Consider the following 20,820-nt stretch of genomic DNA (forward strand, 5'->3'; position numbering starts at 1 on the left):
AAGTCATTCTATAGGTTTAGATTAGTTTGTACTCTTTCTAACCACTAATTCTGAACCTAGATATAAGGTCTTCGCGGTCCTGCGTTTCTCAAGTACTCGTTCGAGCAATAATTCTATCGCGTTTTTGCATATTTCCTCCATATCAATATGGAAAGTAGTAAGGGGTGGAGATACATATTTTGCAACACTGATATTGTTAATGCTAATCACACTTACCCTATTCGGTATCGCAATGCCATACTCATTCAACGCTTGAAGGCAGCCGACCGCAATTGGATCAGCTGCTATAAAGAAAGCAGTAGGTAAATCGTCTCCTAATTTTTCAATTGCATTAGTCATTAAATGATAACCATTATCGACAGAAAATCCCCTGTGACAAAAAATATACTTATCTTTTAGTAAACCCTTTTCCTCCATATAGCTACGAAATGTTCGTTCACGTATATCCATTTCATCATCATCAGTGTTGGGATTGTGGTATGTCCCCCCAACGAATCCAATATCTTGATGACCCTTTTCGATAAGAAAGTTTATAGTTTTCATTGTTATTTGTACTAAATCCGGTCTTACTGAATCATAATGCTGTGGGTCTGGGGTAGAATCGATAAATACTCCATTAGACGTTATGCTTCTTAAGTAGTCTAATTCCTTATCTGAAAACGTCCCTACCGCAATAAACCCTTCTATACTTTCTGGAATCGCAGTCATTCCATCTGTGACTTTACATGTAATTAGTTCTACGTTAAATTTCTTAGCCAACTTTTCTATTTCTAACCTCATTGTTTTAAAATAAACATCTTCTAATTCCTCTGTATCAGTTAGCCAGTATAAAAAAGCAATATTTTTCACTAAAAGCCTTACCGTTTTCTTCCGATAGTTCAGTTTCTCTGCCACTTCGTATATCTTTTCTCGCGTGTCATTCGGAACAGAAAGGCTCGGATCATTATTTAGGACACGAGAAACTGTTGAAATAGAGTACCCCGCGTCTTCTGCGATATCTTTAATTGTTGCCATTCTTCCTACCTCCACTTTTCATTGTACATACACTCAAAGTAAAACTTTTCACTATTATTTTACTCCCTTTTCCTAGAAGGGTCAATTTGAATCTATTCATCCCTATATTTGGTTGATCAGTTTTTAGATTTATGTTGCGTAGTCAGTAAAATTGTAGTACACTGTTTCCACATTAGTTAATTTAATTAACAAAGTGAAAATGCAGTTCTTTTCTTTAGTCTGGAGTGACGGATGTATGTATGCAACCAATATCGATTACAACACGTTCCATCAGGAGGTCCTATGAATACAACACCTGATTTATCAAAAGAATTTAAGTCAATTTTTAATACAACTACAACACCTAGGAAGTTTTTTGCCCCTGGAAGAATCAACCTTATTGGCGAACACACGGATTATAACGGAGGACACGTTTTCCCTGCCTCAATCTCATATGGAACTTATGCACTTGGGATAAAACGGGACGATCAACGACTGCGCTTTTATTCGATGAACTTCCCAGACATCGGCGTTATTGAGTGTGATCTGTCAGATTTAGCCTACGATAAGTCTCACCAATGGGCAAACTATCCAAAAGGGATGTTGCTTTATTTGAAAGCGGCGGGTCATGAAATTTCACATGGTGCTGATATCTTATTTTATGGAAATATCCCGAACGGTGCTGGTCTCTCATCTTCAGCATCTATTGAGTTGGCTACAGGCGTTTTACTAGATGGTCTATTTGATTTAGACATGGACCGTATCGATATGATCCAACTCGGTCAAAAAGTAGAAAACCAGTACGTTGGTGTGAACAGTGGTATTATGGATCAATTTGCAATAGGTATGGGGAAAAAGGATCATGCCATTCTTCTGAACTGCCAAACATTAGAACACGAGTACGCACCACTTTCTTTGAAAAATCATGTCATTATGATTATCAATACAAATAAGCAGCGTACATTAGCTAAGTCTAAATACAATGAACGCCGTGCCCAATGTGAAGAAGCATTAAAAGATTTACAGGCGAAACTTTCCATCCGTAGTTTAGGAGAATTTACAAAGGAACAGTTTGAGACCAATAAACACCTAATTACGGATGAAATCAATCGAAGACGTGCTAAACATGCCGTTTACGAAAATGCTCGTACTTTAGAAGCACTAGATAAATTACGGCAAGGTGACATCAAATTGTTTGGCAAGCTAATGAATGATTCCCATCTATCGTTAAGGGATGATTATGCGGTTACGGGTCTTGAACTCGACACGATTGTAGAGGCTGCTTGGAAACAAGATGGCGTTTTAGGAGCACGTATGACTGGTGCTGGGTTTGGCGGGTGTGCCATTGCGCTTGTTGCGAAGGACAGAGTAGATGAGTTCAAGAAAAATGTCAATGCCATCTACCACCAAAAAGTAGGCTATGATGCTAACTTTTACACAGCTACCATCGGTGATGGTGCAAAAGAAATTTCAAAGGAGTGTTGACATGAGTGTATTAGTTTTAGGCGGAGCCGGCTACATTGGATCCCATTCGGTGTATCAATTAATCGAACAAGGTGAAAACGTCATTATCGTGGATAACCTGGAAACGGGTCACAAGGAAGCAGTACACCCAAAGGCTCTCTTTTATGAAGGAGATATTCGGAATATTGACTTCCTTCGCTCTGTATTCGAAAGTGAATCCATTGATGCGGTGATTCACTTTGCTGCGCATTCGCTCGTTGGGGAATCCATGGAAAAACCGCTCAAGTATTTCGACAATAATGTTTACGGAACACAGGTGTTGCTTCAGGTAATGGTCGAACATGATGTGAAACATATCATCTTCTCCTCTACTGCTGCCACCTACGGAGAGCCCGAATCAGTACCGATTACCGAAACTACACCAACAAACCCGACCAATGCGTACGGCGAAACAAAACTCACGATGGAAAAGTTAATAAAGTGGACTGAGCAAGCTCATGGCATACACTATGTTTCCTTGCGTTACTTTAACGTTGCTGGTGCAAGAGCAACGGCAGAAATCGGTGAAGACCATCGCCCCGAAACCCATCTTGTTCCGATTATTTTAAAGACAGCACTACAACAACGATCGAATATCACAATTTTTGGTGATGATTATGATACAGTCGATGGAACTTGTATTCGCGATTATGTCCACGTTGAGGATCTTATCAATGCCCATCTTTTAGCTTTACATTATTTAAGAGAGGGTGGCAAAAGTGATGTGTTTAACCTGGGAAGCAATCAAGGTTTTTCAGTAAAAGAAATGATTGATACAGCCCGTGTTGTAACAGGTAAAGAAATTCCATCTGAAATAGGTGAACGGAGAGCCGGTGATCCAAGCATTTTGATTGCTAGCTCCGATAAGGCAAAGCAAGTATTGGGCTGGAACCCAACACGAACTTCCGTTACAAAAATTATGGAGGATGCTTGGAATTGGCACTCTTCACATCCAAAAGGCTATAGGGAGGAAGTGTAACTATGATTTACCACGATATAGAAGGACTCATTCAAAAAGCGATCGACGTGGGATTAATTGAACTAGCAGACAAGGATTATGTTCGTAATCAAGTGATGAGCCTATTAAGGATAGAGGTACTTCCAGAAAATGAAAACCAAAAAACCGATGATACGATTCCAAATATCGTGGAGAATTTAGTTGCGTATGCTATAGAACAAGACATCATACAAGATGTCTTTGATGACAAAGAGATCTTATCAGCCAATATCATGAATTGCTTCGTCGCAAGACCCTCTACTGTGAATGCGACTTTCAACGAAAAATACAAAGAATCACCGACTGCGGCTACCGATTATTTTTATAGATTAAGCAAAAAATCCAACTACATCCAAATGAACCGCATTAAGAAAAACATTTCCTATAAAGTATATACTTTATACGGTGAGATGGATATTACAATTAACTTATCCAAGCCAGAAAAAGATCCAGAACAAATCAAGCGAGAACGTGCTATAAAACAAGCTGGCAACTATCCAAAATGTCTTTTGTGTAAGGAAAATGAAGGATATACGGGGCGAACGGGACATCCAGCACGTGCGAATCATAGAATTATTAAGATTCCTCTCGTTGGGGAAAATTGGTACTTGCAGTATTCACCTTATGTTTACTACAACGAGCACAGCATTTTGCTTTCGGAACAACACCGGGATATGAAAATTGAAGGGGCGACGTTTAACAGATTACTCACTTTCACAGCTAAATTTCCACACTATTTCATTGGGTCAAATGCTGACCTCCCCATTGTGGGTGGTTCAATTTTAAGCCACGATCACTACCAAGGCGGACGTTATGAGTTCGCCATGACTCGGGCGAAAGATGCCTTTGTATTTGAATTACATGCTTATCCAGACATCAAAGCTTCGATTTTAAAATGGCCTATGTCTGTTATTCGCTTACGTGGAACGAGCATCCATACCCTTGTTAGTGCAGCTGATACTATTTTGAAGACGTGGAGAGATTATTCTGATGAGCTTGCAGATGTATTTGCCTTTACCGGTGATACACCACACAACACCATTACACCTATTGCCAGAAATCGCTATGGCGTCTTTGAGCTTGACCTTGTTCTAAGAAATAATCGGACAACAGAAGAACATCCACTTGGCATTTTCCATCCTCATGACGACGTCCACCATATAAAAAAGGAAAATATCGGATTGATTGAAGTGATGGGTCTTGCTGTTTTGCCACCTAGGTTAAAGGGTGAATTGAATGAGCTGAAGAAGTTCCTACTCGGTGAATCAAATCATGTGGAAGCTTATCATCACAAATGGGCAAACCAATTGAAAGGCGAATATGGAATACTTTCTGATTCGGAGCAGGCAGAAGCCATTTTACAAAAAGAGCTCGGAAAGAAATTTGTAAAAGTACTAAGAGATGCTGGTGTATTTAAAGAACGTGAGGCTTTTGATAGATTCATTGGCACCTTAAATAAAGTGAGGAAATTATGAACTTAAACATAAAGGAAATTTCAGGTGAGTGGAAGGAATATACGTTAGTTAATGATTCTGGTATGTCCGTTAGTGTACTAGACTATGGAGGCATCATGACGAAAATCATGGTCCCAGATAGAAATGGAAACTTGGAAAATGTCGTACTTGGATATAAAGATTATCTAGACTATGAATCAAACTCTAATTATTTCGGTGCCCTCATTGGACGTGTTGCAGGTAGAATTCAAGGGGCTTCATTCGAACTTGATGGCAAGACAATTCAGCTAGCGGCTAATAACGGGAACAATCATTTACATGGCGGGCCTAGCGGATTTCATCGAGTTATTTGGGATGTGAAGCCATTTCAAACAGATGATACAGTCGGTTTAGAGCTTATCCATAGAAGCGTTGATGGTGCTGGTGGATATCCAGGGAACGTAGATATAACGGTTACCTATTCCTTAAACAATAAAAATCAGCTCATTCTAAATTACATGGCAAGTAGTGATCAGACAACTCCCATTACCTTGACGAATCATTCTTATTTCAATTTAAGCGGAAACCTGACAAACACTGTACAAGATCACCACGTAACGCTCGATAGTAGTCAGTTTGTTGAACTAGATAACGATCTAATCCCCACTGGCAAACTGATTCATGTCGCTGGGTCCTCTTTTGACTTCCGTAGCGGACGTGTGCTTGGCGATGGGTTTAGCAGTGACTCCTACCAAAATAAAGTAGCTGGAAGTGGCTATGACCATTACTTTATCTTTGAAAATACAATGGAGAATCAAGCAATCATTCACGACCCAGCTAGCGGACGGGTGATGTCGATAAAAACAAATCAACCTGGAATGGTGATGTATACAGCAAATAGTTTGAACGAAGAATTGCAGTTAGCTGAAGGCTCATCACGAAAATACCTTGGCGTTTGTTTTGAAACGCAAGCATCGCCAGCATCATTACATCATGAAGGCTTTCCGAGTGTGATGTTGAATGCAGGAGAAAATTATGTGAAACAAACTGTATTTTCATTTCGTGTATAGGACTAAAGAAAGGCTGAACCAGTATTTTAAGGTTCAGCCTTTTACTTACATCGGATTAAATAATTCTACTAACAGCAACGACACCGCTCCTAATAATGTTGCATCATCACCCAGTTGAGTGACAACCACCTTTGTTTGTTTTGCTTCCGGTGTCAATGCTCTTTTTTGTATCGTTTCATGGATTGTTGGCATAATGACTTTTTCACTTTTCATTACCCCACCACCTAATACAATTTTGCCCGGATTGATTAGGTGAATTAAGTTTGTCAAACCGATGCCAATCATCCTACCCGTTTCACGAAGAAGATCAATATGGGGTTGACTTCCATTACGCGCTAACTCAAACACTTCTTTACCCGTTAAGTTGCCCACGGTTTCTTTTATCTGTTTTTCTGCTCGTTCAGCAATTGCTGCTCCACTCACGAATGTTTGCAGACACCCCTGATTCCCACATTCACAAATGTCACCGTTTAGATCAATTGTCATATGGCCCAATTCTCCAGCGATCCCCTGCGCACCATGATATAACTTGCCACTTATTACAACACCAGCACCAACACCACGTCCAATGTTCACAGCTACCATGCTGTCTACATCACCGTGCCCCCCAAACCACGATTCACCCAACGCCATGGCACGCGCGTCATTTTCAACTTTAACCGTTAAATTAAATTCTCTTTCTAACACTTCTTTAATAGGAGTATTTCTTAAGTTTAAATTCGGTGCAACAAGCGATGTACCCGTTTCCACATCAACTACCCCATGCATTGCTACACCGATTCCAATCATTTTGTCTTGATTGATTTTAGATTGTTTCAATATTGTTTGGATGTTTTCTTTTAGAGTAGAAATAAGTTGAGCATTCGTTAACGGCTTTTTCAGCACACTTGATGTCCTTTGGAGAATTTCCCCGGTTAAGTCGGTAAGAATACATTCCACTGTTTCAGGCCCCGCATCGACACCAATGACGTAAAAAGCATTGCTATCGATATGTAACATCGTCGGTTTTCGTCCACCACTCGACTGGCCCAGCACACTTTCCCTCACTAGACCCTGTTCAATCAACTCTTTTACAATACTACTGACTGTCGGAGGCGTAAGACTTGTTTCCTTGGCAATTTGTGCTCTGGAGATAGGTTCTGATATACGTATCTTATTTAAGATAATTGATTTATTAACAGACTTCATTAGTCGGAATGTACCACGTTGCATAGGATTCCCTCCATTTTAAATGCATTCATAATGCCTGATTGTAACATAGTTAGTTAACTTAATTTATGATAATGTCGATGTGATTAAGAAAGGTTCCCTTTTATCCCTACATGGAAGTCTGCCATTAACTGCAGTCTTGGTAAAGATAAAGGGATTTTGATGAGCCACACGGAATACATTATCTATGAAAAAAGGAGGAAACACACAATGAACATTTTACTTCTCGGCGGAACACGCTTTTTGGGAAAGGCAATCGCAGAGGCATTTGTCGCTAATGGGGATAACGTCACACTCCTCCACCGCGGGAAATCAACTACACTTCCTGAAGGTGTGACCTCAGTGATCGGTGATCGTCACGATGTACATACGTTTGATAGTCTGCAAGAAGAATGGGATATGGTCATAGATACGTGCGGTTATCATCCGGATGCAGTGAGAACAAGTGTAAATGCACTACAAAAGGCTTCGAAACAATATCTGTTCATATCCACGATCTCGGTTTACGAAGAATTTGCAATCGCGAATAACTTAGAAGAGGACGATGCAGCGCTTCTAACGATTAGCGATGCACAAATGGAGCAAGAAGGCTTGTCCAATGATAAGTTTGGTAAGTTTTACGGGCACTTAAAGACTCGTTGCGAGGAAGTAGTACGTGAAGGCTTTCCTAACAATCACTTAATCTTGCGTCCCGGCTTGCTTGTCGGCCCATACGATGTGACTGATCGCTTCACATACTGGGCTTGGCGTGTACAGCAGGAAGCGGAAATGCTCGCTCCAGGTCGTCCAGACAAACAAGTGCAATTCATCGATGTACGTGATATTGCCGATTGGCTCGTACGCCTCTCTCGTAATGATGTGAAAGCCGCAACCATGAACGTGATTGGACCTACTAAAGGGATCACGATGGAGCAACTGATCGAGAAAGCAAAGCAAGCGACAGGCTCTTCTACGCCGGTTACCTGGGTGGAAGAAACATTCTTAAAAGAGCAAGGCGTGCACCCGTGGCTGGAAATGCCACTTTGGCTACCAGAATCCTTCTCCTTGCGCGAAGATGGTCGTTTGCCTGAAGGAGAAATCGTCTTCTCACTCGACCGGGCAATTGAGTACGGCTTGCAAACAAGACCAGTAGAAGACACGATTCGCGATTTGGTGACGTGGTGGGATACGCTCGGCAAATCTGAACCTGGCGCGGGAATCGCTTTGAGTAAAGAAACGCTTGTTTTGCAAGAGTGGCATGCGAAGCAGGAGGCTACTGAACAACCGTCATAATTATAAAACGAGTATACAATTGGAGATTTGATGGATGAATCCGTGATTTTACTAATAAACCGCATTGTTGATCACCAGTTTACTGTAGTCTAAGAGGTCGGTACACCTGATCCAATCACAAACTTCAAAACAGGCAATCGAAACTCTTCCGACTGCCTGTTATTCATGTATTCATCTAGTTGTCACTAAGCTTCTTCACTTCATCCACCACTACCTCAATCCGCGCATGGTCTCCCGGTTCCTTATCAATATGCTTCCACAACACATCACCTAAACCGGACACGATCCACGTACCACCCTGGATGAGATAGTCTTGTTCTTTCACGGCTGTGAGCATCATGTCACGTTGGTGCTTCGTTTTTGGAGTGTACGGCTTTAGGTGTTTTGTTTTGCCTGTTACGAAGCCTGCTCCCAGCTGCAATGCAAGTTTCGCCTTCGTGATCGACGGATGTCCAAGACCTTTGTAAGCTTCCTTCTCAGGGTCTCCCACCACAACAAATGGAAAAGGACCATACTCTTCTACAAATGGGGAGATGTGCTCATGCTTAGCTGGAGCTACCGTGACGATCTGGAATCCTGCTTGTTCAATTTCCTTTGCGTGCTCACGCAACTGCGTGAGGTATTTCCGGCAAAACGGTCAGCCAAGATGTCGAACAAACGCAAGCACTGTTTTCTGTCCTTGAATAAGTTCATTCAACATTTTTTGGTCACCTGACGGCAATTCAACTGGATAGGAAAACATAGCAAGCCTCCTCTTTCGTTTGTTTGATCGTATCATCTTCACTTAGTATTCGCACGTAAAAGCCTATTTTGTCACCGTTTCGTTCATTTTCCTTTTCCTACTATTGTGAGAAGTAACTTATACTAGAAAGAAATAGTTTGGTAGTGTACAGGAGGTATATTTATGGCTTTAATGAAACACCCTGTCGGTCGTCTTCGTATTCTCGGCATACTTGAGGGCATATCCTATTTACTTTTGCTCTTTATTGCTATGCCACTAAAATATATGGCAGATATTTCAGAAGCCGTTTTGATAACAGGGGCTACCCATGGTTTCTTGTTTATTCTCTTCGTTTTTGCCGTGATCAACGTCTTTTTTAGCAAAAAATGGACCGTGCGTTGGGCAATCGGGGCAGTGATCGCTTCTCTTCTTCCATTTGGAACGTTCGTTTTGGATCGTCAGTTGCGGAAGCATAGTGCGGAGTAGTCCTCTGTTTCGTGCTTTCCTCGCCTTCTCTCCCCTACGACGACGTCCATTGTCCACCATTCACATGCAGAGTTTGCCCAGTCACAAACCGTGAATCGTCGGAGGCTAGGTAAACAAAGGTCGGTGCCACTTCAAATGGTTGACCTTGACGTTGCATCGGGTTGCCCGCTAGCGCAACCTGATCCGCAGAGAAGCTTGCTGGGATGAGGGGAGTCCAAATCCGACCAGGAGCAATGGCGTTTACACGAATCCCTTTATCTACTAAGTTATTTGCCAGTGCCCTAGTAAAACCAACGTTCGCCCCTTTTGTCGCTGTGTAATCGATTAATTGTTTATTCCCATCATATGTCACGACAGAAGCCGTATTAATTATAGAGCTACCAGCTTCTAAGTAGGGAAGTGCTGCTCGGGTGGTGTAGAAGTGAGAGTAGATGTTTACTTTAAAGGTATCATCGAACTGCTCATCGGTAATATCAAGTAAACTTAATTGTTGAAACTGGATGCCAACGTGATTGCAAAGAATATTCAGCCCGCCAAATGTGCGAATGGTTTCCTCCACAATATGGATACATTGTTGCTTTTCCCTTAGATCACCGGGCAATACTAAACAACGTTGACCTAACTCTTCAATTCTATTCTTTGTTCGATTCGCATCCTCATGTTCATCCAAATAAGCAATAGCAACATTGGCACCTTCCTTTGCAAAAGCGATGGCGGCAGCTGCTCCCATTCCACTATCACCACCCGTAATCAGTGCGACCTTCCCTTTTAATTTGCCACTCCCTTTGTAATTTGGATTTTCGATGATTGGCCTTGGCACCATCAATTTTTCTACACCAGGCTGACGAAGCTGACGTTGCTCAGGAACAGTGAGCGGAACGTCCTCGTATTGTGTAACTTTTCCGTAGTTAGGATACATCGGGTAGTCTTGTTCGGTTGGTTTTATATGCTCTCGTGACACGGAATAGCCTCCCCCAAAAGTATATTCTGGTTACTTTATGTCAGGTGGGCGCTTGCAGTGACTGGTAAGGTGATGCTGGACACGCTCAATGCTGTAAACGGTTGAATATCGTGAGAGGTAACGAAGTGTTAAGGAGGCTTCCACTGTGCATGACTATGAATATTATCCTGAAGTCACATTATTGTTGGACGATCACTCAGAAGAAAAGGTAGAATTATTTTATAACTCTAACCCTTATACTTTTGACATGCCTAAAATTGGACCTAGACCCCCGTATTACTGTAATCCGAGATATGAGCCTTACTTCCCTGTTATTTAGCATGAAATGGTGTCATGAAATGGTGTCATGAAATGGTGTCAGACCCCCACTGCTGTAGCACATTAAAGCATCAGGGGTCTTTCATCCCTTAAGAACATCCATTAAGCGTGCCACCGCTTAACAACAAAAGGAGCTGTTACAAAATGCGACGCTACTCAATGGTTACATTTGACGTATTTTCACCTAGAGCCTTTGGAGGGAATCAACTTGCTATTTTTCCTGAGGCAGATGAGCTATCCACGGATGACATGCAAACACTCGCAAAGGAGATCAATTTATCTGAGACTGTTTTTTGTTTTCCCCCACATAGTGAAAAGAATACCGCAAAGCTACGAATTTTCACACCAGGAAAGGAACTCCCAGTAGCTGGTCATCCAACCATTGGGACTGCAGTCTACTTTGCGGAACTGCATGGGATTCAGGAGGGCGAATCGATTGAATTCATTTTTGAAGAAGGGGTAGGCCCTATACATGTAGATGTCAATAGGCAACACGGCAAATTGATCGCCCGTATGCATCAACCGATTCCTCACCGGACGAACCTTACACCAATCGGCGAAGAAGCCGCTTTACTTGGTTTGGATGCGGGGCAACTTCATCCTTCTATACCTCCGACTGGACTGTCTGCAGGTGTACCCTTTTTATACATCCCACTACTGGATCGTGAGGCGCTGGCTTCTATCCAATTTCGACGAGACGTTTGGGAAAGCAGGTATGCGAAATTTGAGGAAACATCACACATCTTTGCGTTCGCGATGGACGAAAAGGAACCGACTCGAATCCATTCCAGAATGTTCGCACCAGCCATGGGAATTTCAGAAGACCCAGCCACCGGTATTGCCTCTGGACCACTCGGAGTATTCGTTGCAGAAAACTTCTTCGCAGAAACGGCGTCCAGTGTTCATTTGGTAAGCATTCAAGGAGCAGATCTGGGGCGCAGAAGCGTAATTCAAATTGACTTAAAACGGGAAGGTGGCACTTGGACAGACGTATCCATTGCGGGTACCGCTGTGCAGGTCGGGGAAGGGGCATTTTTTTGGGAGAAGAAATAACGGCGTCAGAATACACCACGGTAACATGTTAAAGCAGTGTGCGTTTGACAGCGTTACATACGAAACCTTTTTAAAACCCTGACATGGATAGGCACCAAACGGGTTAGTCACATCGTACGATAGGAAGAAGCCCTCAGTATAAGAAGGAGGTTCCTAATGTCTATACATGTAGTAAAACAAGGAGAAAGTCTTTATTCCATCTCCAGAAGATACGATGTTTCCATTGACCAGATTGCAGCAGTGAATAGCCTCCCAGCAAACAATTTGGGGCGGATCGTTCCTGGTTTAGCACTTGTCATTCCGCTTGCCGAGTGGGCATATACGGTGCAGCCAGGGGATTCGTTGTACCGCATTGCCAATCGGCACGGTACAACGGTTGCACGTATTATCGCCCGAAACAATATCGCAAACCCAGACCGTATTCAAGTTGGGGATTCGTTAGTTATACCTGTTCGTTTGTACAGGGTAGAGGCTGGGGATTCGTTATGGTCAATTGCACAGAGAACGGACACTTCTGTCGATCGTATTCAGGCATTAAATAATGTGCAAGCAAATCGGCTGCAAATTGGGCAACGCTTGTTACTTCCACAGCCCCGCAAACCTATAACAGAGGTGAACGCCTATTCTACAGAGTTAACAGAAGAAGGAGCACAAGAAATTCGAGAGCTCGGTAATTTACTGACATATGCCAGCCCGTTTGCGTATGTTTTTAACGAGCAAGGTAAGCTTAACAGCATTAACGACGAGCCGTTATTGCGAGCCATTAGAGAAACGAATACCGTTCCGATGATGTCCATTACGAACTTTACAGCTAGCAATCCAGGTACAGAGGTTGCCTCTACTATTTTAGGTAGCCCAGAGAAACAACAAACGTTGATTCAGTCTATACGCGATGTAGCACGCCGGAAACGTTATGCAGGCGTCAATGTAGATTTCGAAAATGTCGCTCCTGCCGATAAAGAAAATTACAATGACTTCTTGCGCCGGTTACAAGAGGCGACCGCTAATGACGACTTTTTTGTCTCAACTGCAGTTGCTCCAAAAACAAGTGCGGAACAAAAAGGGGTACTATACGAAGCCATTGACTACCCCGCTCACGGTGAAATTACCGACTTTGTCGTGCTGATGACGTATGAATGGGGTTACCGATTAGGTCCTCCACGTGCTATTTCACCTGTAGATCAAATCCGCCGTGTACTTGATTACGCGGTAAGTGTCATGCCACCTGAGAAACTCTTTTTAGGATTTCAAATTTACGCTCGAGACTGGACTCTGCCATTCCAGAAAGGCGATGAAGCCGAAACATTCAGTGTGGAGGAAGCCGTACACCGGGCTATTCAATATGGAGTTCCCATTCAATACGATGAGAAGGCACAGTCGCCATATTATCGCTATCGTGATGAACAAGGCGTCGAGCATGAAGTTTGGTTTGAAGACGCTCGTAGCGCGAAGGCAAAATTTGACCTAGTTACGGAATACGGTCTTAAAGGCGTAAGTTATTGGGTGTTAGGCTATCCCTTCCCGGAGAACTGGGAGTTGTTAGATCAAATGTTTCGTGTGCGGAAGAAATGAATGGACGTCCTCATCTTCGGTGGGGGCGTTTTCTTTATTAATAGGTGCTAATAAAAGCTGCCACGTTGTGTGGGGTATTCTGAAGGTGTGGGAACCGTGGCAACCTCTTTTGGCAACAATTTACTGACAAGACTAAGAAAATGTAGTCGTTCTAGGTGTAAAAATTGAGGTAACTACGTGGAAAATCCTAAGAAGTTAGCGTGCTTTAATTCATACCCATGACGTTTTTAATGCGATAAATGTCTTTTTTGTTTGACCACGTGTCGTCTTTCAACACTGCAATGCCCGCTTCAACCGTATCAAATTTCTCCTTCATCTCACCAAGATCCTTGGCATTGCGAAGTTCCATGCCATCAAGCTTTGCATTTGTTGCTTCTTGACCGGTTCGCAATGCGGACAACACGTGGCTATGTTCTTTTAATGTTTCTCCATGTTCTTTCAACAAACGGTCTTGTTCTTGCAGCAGTTGACCATGTTCCTTCAACGTTCGACCTTGTTCCTGCAACAGTTGACCATGTTCCTTCAACGTTCGACCTTGTTCTTGCAACAGTTGACCGTGTTCCTTCAACGTTCGACCTTGTTCTTGCAACAGTTGACCATGTTCTTGCTGAGTTTTTAAAACTTGTTCGAGCATTTGTACAATTTTCTCTTGCATCTATTTTACCTCCCTTCATTCAAAGATGAGATAAGTATACCACGAAACCCTTTTCGAGGTGGCACAAAAATGTAAAATTCGACAGCATTTTAGTATGCCGAATTTATCACAAGAACCCTTCAACATAGTTAGCTAGATTTAAAAGCGTAATACTTCCATAGAGACTCAAAAACGTTATACTAAAGGGGGATTAAGTTTTCAGATAGTTGCCACTACAGTGGGAGCCACCCTGGTTCCCTTTCTGTTTTGTGTGGAAAAGGGGGAAGGAATATGCACAAGAAAATATTATTCATTACTGGTGCTGCACAAGGAATTGGCTTTGAGGTAGCAAAGGACTTCGCAACCCGTGGAGCTACCGTTGTCCTCACAGATCTTCAAGAAGAGGCAGTCAAAAAAGCCGCAAACACGCTCGTTTCTTCTGGGCATGAAGCAATTGGGCTCCGTTGTGATGTGACATCAGAAACAGACATAGAACAAGCTTTACATACAACAGTTGAGAAATATGGCCGCATCGATTACCTCATCAACAACGCTGGCTTACAGCACGTGTCCCATTTAGAGGAATTTCCGACAGCAAAATTTGAACAAATGATTCAAATCATGCTCACAGCACCTTTTATTGCGATCAAACACGTGCTACCGATCATGCGTAAACAAAAATTCGGTCGCATTTTAAACATGGCGTCGATTAATGGATTAGTTGGCTTTGCAGGAAAGGCTGCCTACAATAGTGCAAAGCATGGGGTTATTGGTTTGACGAAAGTCGCTGCATTAGAGACGGCAACTGATGGGATTACTGTAAACGCGATTTGTCCTGGATATGTCGATACACCACTCGTCCGCAACCAACTGCAAAGCCTTGCCGACACGAGAGGCATCCCATTAGAACGCGTGCTTGAGGACGTGATTTATCCACTTGTTCCGCAAAAACGTTTGCTCGATGTGAGTGAAATTGCTAGTTATGCAGCTTACATTTGTAGTGAGGAAGCGAAAGGGATTACCGGGCAGGCGGTTGTGCTTGATGGTGGCTATACGGTTCAATAAAAGTAGTAGCACTCCTTTTTGCTTGGCGGAAAGGAGTTTTTTTGTGCTCACCATCTGAACGAAACGTGGGCATAAAGAGAAAGAATTCCGATAGGTACATACGCTCAATCATGAAGACCTGCCTTTTTTCCTAGCGCGTTCTGCAAGTAAAAGGCAGCCCGTAATGCCCGCATCATCTCCAAGTCCCGGTGACACAATGGTCTCTTCAATTTTCGAAGTGTACGCTTCAAATGACACATATCCATTCAATGCTTCTTTTACATGCTTATGTATGAGTGGGAGTAGTTGGCGCTGCTTCATAACGCCTCCTCCGAGCACGATCCTCTCTGGGGAAAGTGTCAAAATCCATGTGGCGACTGCCTCCCCGAGGTAATGGGCTTCCGTTTCCCACACTTCTGGACGATCTACTAATTGAGAGCCCTTTTGCCCCCATCTCTTTTCAATAGCCGGACCAGCAGCTAGCCCTTCTAAACAGTCACTATGGTACGGACAGTTCCCTGCATACGTATCTTGCTCGTGACGCCTTACCCGAATATGGCCCATTTCTGGATGTGTTATGCCTTCTAGTAGTTCCCCTTTCATGACTGCACCTCCGCCGATACCAGTCCCTACGGTAACGTACAAACAAGACCCCGCACCCTGCGCCGCACCAAGCGTCAACTCGCCTAGTGCCGCTGCATTCACATCAGTGGTAAATCCAACGGGGGCACCGACAATCTCCTTCACTGCTTGCAAGAACGGAAAGTTACTCCAACCCGCTTTCGGTGTTGTCGTCACATATCCATATGTTTTACTCGTACGGTTTACATCGATCGGACCAAATGAACCAATCCCTACCGCATCTACCGTTTCGTTTGCAAAGAACTCCCTAACTGCCAATAAAGTCTCTTCGGGAGTTGTCGTCGGGAATTGCATACGCTTTTCGATTTTCCCATCTACATCACCGATGGCACAAACAAACTTCGTACCGCCAGCTTCAATTGCACCCAGTCTCACGTTTACCGCTCCTTTCATAAGTGATCGATTCTCTTGTCATCCTATTAACATTTCACATTACCTGCTTATTTGTTGTTAAACTGTGAATAACCTATACAACCAGCTTCTATATGTAATGCTGCAGCAGTGGATTAAGCCTTTTTTGTGGGCAAATTGTGGATATGTGTGAGAATGCCCTTCTACACGCAAACATATCCACAAACACTGACTAGTTTATCAAATTTATTATCTCTTTTATCCACAGGATATATCTGAAATTGTGTATGTACCGTCACGATCCACTTATCTCATCTGCTGGAAACCGAATGCCTATTTGTCTGCGAATTTCCTCTAAAGCACTCATCGTTTGGCGGGATGCTTCTAGTGACTCCCAGCGTTTCATAGGGGAAGAAGAAGCTACTCGCTCAAAAAACGCTTCAATTTCATAACTCATCGGAGGTCGCGTTTGTGGTACAGAAACATCCTCAGGCTGTCCTCCACGTGCTTGGAATTGGATAGACGCCGGTGTATGGATGGTGTCCACATGTAATGTTCCTTCTTCTCCTTGGATCTCTGCGGGGAGATAGGAATCTGAGATCTTCGAGTACATGAGGGTAGCTTCCATGTCTTCATATTGGAGCAAAATACTTCCCATTCCATCAACACCGTTTGATAGCATCGTACCTTGCGCTCGGATTGCCGTTGGGGCCCCGAATAATTTGATTACCGGGTGAAGAACGTACACCCCTAAGTCCATTAACGCACCGTTCGATAAGCTAGGATCGAAAGCGTTCAAAATGGTTCCCTGTTTAAAAGCATCGTACCGGGAAGAATATTGACAATAGCTTGCAAACACCCGACGTATTTGGCCAACACGATCTAGTTGTCCCTGAAGTACAAGAAAGTTTGGCAAGTAAATCGACTTCAGTGCTTCCATCAATACAACATCGTTCGACCGGGCAGCTTCTTCCATTGCCGTCCACTCCTTCACTGTAGAACACGCAGGCTTTTCACAAAGTACGTGTTTACCCGCTTCCATAGCACGAATGGTTTGCTCAGCGTGAAAAACGTTCGGGCTAGCAATGTACACAGCATCGATCAGGGCTGATGACGCCATCTCCTGAAGAGAGTCATAGGCATCAGGTGCACCCACTTGACTAGCAAATTCCTTCGCGCGCTCCATCTTGCGGGAGTAAACAGCCTGGACCCGAAAATCTTTCACTGTCCGCCCGGCTTCGATAAACCGCTCTGTAATCCAGTTTGTCCCGATAATTCCGAAGTTCATGAAACCCTACCTCCATTTACCTACGTATATTTACAGCGGAAACGACAAATTTATCAACACGAATGGCTCGTCATTTACGATGCGTATCGAAACGTCCAACGCTCTTTTCATCGTCATCCTGCTGAATGAAAATTCCTTTGTTAAACTGATTTCGTCAGGTTCGTCAACCGAATACATACGATCTTTTACTCTTTGTCTCATCACCTGTGAAATTTTCAACACGCCATCACCCTTGTCTCAATTCTATCACTTTGTGTTTTAGATCACCTATAATTTTCGGCTGCATACTAATTCCCCACTGATCAACAGTTTTTCTAGTGCAAAACCCAACACGAGATTCAAACTACCTTGAGAATGAGTAGGATTAAAAACTGACCTAACGACTCCTTCACACAGGCTTCATCTGCTGTAGTACGTGCAGAAACTCCCGTACCGATAAAAAACATGGCCTCCTGGGACCACCTCTTTTAATCTATAAATCCATTTTGCTCGGACAACTCTCTGAACCAATAGCCACTCTTCTTAATAGAAGAAGCTTGATGACCATTACGTAAGTCGATTGATACAAATCCGTATCGATTCTTATAAGCATTCAACCACGACCAGTTATCCTGATCCCCTGACCGCGGATATCTGCCCCTGACCGCGGATATCGGCTCCTGACCGCGGATATATTCCCCTGTTCGCGGATATCGGCTCCTGACCGCGGATATATTCCCCTGACCGCGGATATCGGCTCCTGTTCGCGGATATCTTCCCCTGACCGCGGATATCTGCCCCTGATCGCGGATATATTCCCCTGTTCGCGGATATCGGCTCCTGACCGCGGATATATTCCCCTGTTCGCGGATATCGGCTCCTGTTCGCGGATATATTCTTCTGACCGCGGATATCTGCTCCTGATCGCGGATATATTCTCCTGACCGCGGATATATTCCTCTGTTCGCGGATATCGGCTCCTGACCGCGGATATATTCCCCTGTTCGCGGATATTTGAACACACTCATCCAACTATAAGGGTCCGGCGACTGATAGCAAACCTAGTACTCGTTCAGGAAAGTGCAAGGCATAGGATGAAGCCAAGTTTGCTCCCCAAATGGCCACCCACACCAACTTTGATCAAAGCGTATGACTTTGACATCTTGCTCTAACAAAGGGTTGTGTGTAATCGGAGCACCCTGGTCCCCCATGAAAAAATAAAAGTGGCACTCCTTCCCCTGTGGCGGCAGTATGGATACGTACACCATCTTTTGCAACGACAAATTCCCCCATAATTCCTCCCCCTATTTCCCGAGAAATAGACACGATTCCCCATGTTTCATCTGTAATGAACTTTACTTCAAGGAAAAACCCGCTTCTCGCAACAACTCTTGTGAAACCTTTTCATGCTCTATTCGTACTTGTAATATATGAACCACCTTCGTACGCGACGAGTTCATATACTTCGGAGATTGGATATCTACTTTGTATATCGGTACTTGATTCTGTTTGAGGATCTGTTTAGCTTTCCGCATTTCACCAGCATCTTCTGTTACAAACACGGAAGATACTTCTGGATACAGCTTTGAGATCAGTTTTTTCCACATCATGATCACCCTTTGTATAAAGTATTGCAAAACGTTGCTTTTAAAAATTGATCATCCCGTTTAGAGAAAGAGTGATAGGAGGTCATCTAAGTGGCACACATACTCGTTGTAGGAGGAACCGGTATGCTTTCAGGTGTATCCCGGCTCCTTGCATCAGATGGTCATACCGTATCAGTGGTAGGCCGGAGTATAACGAAAATGAATTCATTACAATCATCGCTCCCACCCCAAGTTCACATTCACCCTTTGCTTGTAGACTATAATCATGTGAGTAAGTTTCGCGAGCAAATTCGTTTGGCCATTCAACTTTACGGCCCTATTGATTGCGCCATCGTTTGGGTACACTCTTATGCCAAGCATACGCTACCCGTTTTGATCGAAGAAGTAGCGGTTAGTTCAGTTGATTGGGAGTTATTTCATGTTGTAGGAAGCAGTACGGATTTACCTAGCATTAAGGACGAGTTGCCTCTTCCTACTAGTTGTTCGTATTATCAAATTAAGCTTGGTTTTATTGTAGAAGAAAAGAGATCCCGTTGGCTGACACACGCGGAAATCTCTTCAGGGGTTTTGCAGTCAATTGCAGAAAAGGAGCCTAGCTATATTGTAGGTACGGTTCAACCATGGGACGCTCGTCCACAGTAAATAACACGCAACTAAAGCAACACGTTACTCCTCAATCCCCTTTTGTACCTGTACGGTCTGGTCATCGAACCTTGCATATGAAGATCGTCCTAGATAGAGGGGAATGTGAAGCTTATTTGGATCCGGGAGACCATTTGCTAGGAATAGCTCCTCATCACGATAAAAGCCTACCATCTCCGCCACAAACCAATCATGATCACCGTAGCTTTGACGGTCTATAGTTTTGCATTCGTAAGCCACGTAAGCATCGTGTAAAATCGGTGCCTTTACGTGGCGTCCGAGATCGTAGGTTAAACCTGTTCTTTCTAGCTTGTTCCCATCGCGCCCAGAGGACACACCAGATTGTTGAATAGCCTCTGCTTTATCGAACGGCAAAAAGTTGATAGCAAAGGATTCTGCTTCTTTCACAAGAGAGTATGTATGTCGTTCTCTTCCAATGGCTACACCATACATCGGAGGCGCATAAGAAATATACGAGTGCCAACCAGCTGCCATAATGTTTGTTTCTCCTTTGTGGGAAACTGTGACAAGAGCTACCATTCCTGGATAACTGTGCATCACCGTTTTCTCTGTAAATGTTCTCATCTCCATCACCCCTTTCCTTCATTAAAACACACTTCACAAAAAAACACGCAGCGTTTACTCGTTCGCTACGTGTTCATATCTTTTTAGTTGGTGTCCACCGTTGTTTTTCGCTGCATACATGGCGGAGTCAGCTTGACGAATGAGCTCTTCCATATCGTCTGTTATTGTGCATATACGCTCTCTTAATGGTAACACGCCGATCATAGCATCAGCGATAGACCCGTAGCTTTGCGTCCTTATTTTTCAACAAGTTTGCCTTTGCCATAGAAAAACGGGCGTGAGTCAACAATCTTCCCACGCGCAGAAAAGCACTCAAGCGAATGCAGACTTAGGGTCGGATTCGCAGACTCAGTGGAAAATGCTCAGACTCAGGGCCAGATACGCAGACTCAGTGGAAAATGCTCAGACTCAGAGCCAGATACGCAGACTCAGTGGAAAATGCTCAGACTCAGGGCCAGAT

20 protein-coding genes, 2 pseudogenes and 1 riboswitch are annotated in these 20,820 nt (G+C 43.5%); of the genes and pseudogenes, 10 read left to right on the plus strand and 12 right to left on the minus strand.

The window, feature by feature from the left end; all coding sequences use genetic code 11:
- Positions 1–21 precede the first annotated feature (21 nt).
- On the minus strand, positions 22–1,014 hold the full coding sequence (locus HHK01_RS14555; RefSeq protein ID WP_170008445.1) for a galactan degradation operon transcriptional regulator GanR: 993 nt from the start codon (positions 1,012–1,014) through the stop codon (positions 22–24).
- Positions 1,015–1,296: 282 nt separating this feature from the next.
- On the opposite strand from HHK01_RS14555, the gene HHK01_RS14560 reads away from it, so the two are divergent.
- Genes HHK01_RS14560 through HHK01_RS14575 form a run of 4 tightly spaced genes read left to right on the plus strand, consistent with a single transcriptional unit; the run spans position 1,297 to position 5,996 of the window.
- Complete coding sequence (locus tag HHK01_RS14560) at positions 1,297–2,478, plus strand: galactokinase (RefSeq protein WP_170008446.1); 1,182 nt, start codon at positions 1,297–1,299, stop codon at positions 2,476–2,478.
- Position 2,479: 1 nt separating this feature from the next.
- Entirely contained in the window at positions 2,480–3,475 is a 996-nt protein-coding gene (galE, locus tag HHK01_RS14565) for a UDP-glucose 4-epimerase GalE (RefSeq protein ID WP_170008447.1), read from the plus strand.
- A gap of 2 nt (positions 3,476–3,477) precedes the next feature.
- A complete protein-coding gene (gene galT, locus HHK01_RS14570; protein ID WP_170008448.1) occupies positions 3,478–4,968 on the plus strand; it encodes a UDP-glucose--hexose-1-phosphate uridylyltransferase in 1,491 nt (496 codons plus the stop codon).
- The gene (locus HHK01_RS14575; protein WP_170008449.1) at positions 4,965–5,996 is read left to right on the plus strand and encodes an aldose epimerase family protein; all 1,032 of its coding nucleotides are present in this window, start codon (positions 4,965–4,967) and stop codon (positions 5,994–5,996) included. The genes galT and HHK01_RS14575 overlap by 4 nt, the downstream gene beginning before the upstream one ends.
- Positions 5,997–6,041: 45 nt before the next feature.
- On the opposite strand, the gene HHK01_RS14580 is transcribed toward HHK01_RS14575, so the two are convergent.
- A complete protein-coding gene (locus HHK01_RS14580; protein WP_170008450.1) occupies positions 6,042–7,208 on the minus strand; it encodes an ROK family transcriptional regulator in 1,167 nt (388 codons plus the stop codon).
- 207 nt (positions 7,209–7,415) lie between these two features.
- Between HHK01_RS14580 and HHK01_RS14585 the strand changes: the two genes are divergently transcribed.
- The gene (locus HHK01_RS14585) at positions 7,416–8,477 is read left to right on the plus strand and encodes an NAD-dependent epimerase/dehydratase family protein (protein ID WP_170008451.1); all 1,062 of its coding nucleotides are present in this window, start codon (positions 7,416–7,418) and stop codon (positions 8,475–8,477) included.
- Between the two features lie 175 nt (positions 8,478–8,652).
- On the opposite strand, the pseudogene HHK01_RS14590 reads toward HHK01_RS14585, so the two are convergent.
- Positions 8,653–9,102: pseudogene (locus HHK01_RS14590) on the minus strand (AhpC/TSA family protein); the annotation flags it as partial.
- Between the two features lie 279 nt (positions 9,103–9,381).
- On the opposite strand from HHK01_RS14590, the gene HHK01_RS14595 reads away from it, so the two are divergent.
- Positions 9,382–9,684, plus strand: a complete 303-nt coding sequence (locus HHK01_RS14595; RefSeq protein ID WP_170008453.1) for a DUF3817 domain-containing protein — start codon at positions 9,382–9,384, stop codon at positions 9,682–9,684.
- Between the two features lie 34 nt (positions 9,685–9,718).
- Here the strand turns inward: HHK01_RS14595 and HHK01_RS14600 are convergent, their stop codons facing one another.
- The gene (locus HHK01_RS14600) at positions 9,719–10,603 is read right to left on the minus strand and encodes an SDR family oxidoreductase (protein WP_194241307.1); all 885 of its coding nucleotides are present in this window, start codon (positions 10,601–10,603) and stop codon (positions 9,719–9,721) included.
- Between the two features lie 504 nt (positions 10,604–11,107).
- Here HHK01_RS14600 and HHK01_RS14605 point away from each other — a divergent pair.
- Together HHK01_RS14605 and HHK01_RS14610 are read left to right on the plus strand one after the other, a co-directional pair.
- Positions 11,108–12,016, plus strand: coding sequence for a PhzF family phenazine biosynthesis protein (locus HHK01_RS14605; RefSeq protein ID WP_170008454.1), 909 nt, complete (start codon positions 11,108–11,110; stop codon positions 12,014–12,016).
- 156 nt (positions 12,017–12,172) lie between these two features.
- On the plus strand, positions 12,173–13,588 hold the full coding sequence (locus tag HHK01_RS14610; RefSeq protein ID WP_170008455.1) for a LysM peptidoglycan-binding domain-containing protein: 1,416 nt from the start codon (positions 12,173–12,175) through the stop codon (positions 13,586–13,588).
- A gap of 205 nt (positions 13,589–13,793) precedes the next feature.
- On the opposite strand, the gene HHK01_RS14615 is transcribed toward HHK01_RS14610, so the two are convergent.
- Positions 13,794–14,243: a hypothetical protein gene (locus tag HHK01_RS14615; protein WP_170008456.1), complete on the minus strand. Its 450-nt coding sequence runs from the start codon at positions 14,241–14,243 to the stop codon at positions 13,794–13,796.
- Positions 14,244–14,513: 270 nt separating this feature from the next.
- Between HHK01_RS14615 and HHK01_RS14620 the strand changes: the two genes are divergently transcribed.
- The gene (locus HHK01_RS14620; RefSeq protein WP_170008457.1) at positions 14,514–15,287 is read left to right on the plus strand and encodes a 3-hydroxybutyrate dehydrogenase; all 774 of its coding nucleotides are present in this window, start codon (positions 14,514–14,516) and stop codon (positions 15,285–15,287) included.
- A 108-nt stretch (positions 15,288–15,395) separates the two neighbouring features.
- Here the strand turns inward: HHK01_RS14620 and HHK01_RS14625 are convergent, their stop codons facing one another.
- The 5 genes and pseudogenes from HHK01_RS14625 to HHK01_RS14645 form a co-directional block, all read right to left on the minus strand.
- Complete coding sequence (locus HHK01_RS14625; protein WP_170008458.1) at positions 15,396–16,283, minus strand: ROK family protein; 888 nt, start codon at positions 16,281–16,283, stop codon at positions 15,396–15,398.
- A 271-nt stretch (positions 16,284–16,554) separates the two neighbouring features.
- A complete protein-coding gene (locus HHK01_RS14630) occupies positions 16,555–17,547 on the minus strand; it encodes a Gfo/Idh/MocA family protein (protein ID WP_170008459.1) in 993 nt (330 codons plus the stop codon).
- A gap of 30 nt (positions 17,548–17,577) precedes the next feature.
- Complete coding sequence (locus tag HHK01_RS15665; protein WP_407646914.1) at positions 17,578–17,748, minus strand: hypothetical protein; 171 nt, start codon at positions 17,746–17,748, stop codon at positions 17,578–17,580.
- A gap of 266 nt (positions 17,749–18,014) precedes the next feature.
- A pseudogene (locus tag HHK01_RS15845) lies at positions 18,015–18,158 on the minus strand (family 1 glycosylhydrolase); the annotation flags it as partial.
- Positions 18,159–18,881: 723 nt separating this feature from the next.
- The gene (locus tag HHK01_RS14645; RefSeq protein ID WP_170008462.1) at positions 18,882–19,136 is read right to left on the minus strand and encodes a hypothetical protein; all 255 of its coding nucleotides are present in this window, start codon (positions 19,134–19,136) and stop codon (positions 18,882–18,884) included.
- Positions 19,137–19,223: 87 nt separating this feature from the next.
- On the opposite strand from HHK01_RS14645, the gene HHK01_RS14650 reads away from it, so the two are divergent.
- Positions 19,224–19,775, plus strand: a complete 552-nt coding sequence (locus HHK01_RS14650; RefSeq protein WP_170008463.1) for a short-chain dehydrogenase — start codon at positions 19,224–19,226, stop codon at positions 19,773–19,775.
- A gap of 24 nt (positions 19,776–19,799) precedes the next feature.
- Here HHK01_RS14650 and HHK01_RS14655 read toward each other — a convergent pair whose 3' ends face one another.
- Together HHK01_RS14655 and HHK01_RS15670 are read right to left on the minus strand one after the other, a co-directional pair.
- Positions 19,800–20,360, minus strand: coding sequence for a flavin reductase family protein (locus HHK01_RS14655; RefSeq protein ID WP_170008464.1), 561 nt, complete (start codon positions 20,358–20,360; stop codon positions 19,800–19,802).
- Positions 20,361–20,414: 54 nt separating this feature from the next.
- A complete protein-coding gene (locus HHK01_RS15670) occupies positions 20,415–20,555 on the minus strand; it encodes a hypothetical protein (protein ID WP_228027594.1) in 141 nt (46 codons plus the stop codon).
- A riboswitch (cyclic di-GMP riboswitch) is annotated at positions 20,545–20,627 on the minus strand. It overlaps the preceding gene by 11 nt.
- Between the last annotated feature and the right edge of the window lie 193 nt (positions 20,628–20,820).

The sequence above is a fragment of the Bacillus fonticola genome, from assembly GCF_012955605.1.
Classification (GTDB): Bacteria; Bacillota; Bacilli; order Bacillales; family JC228; genus Bacillus_CG; species Bacillus_CG fonticola.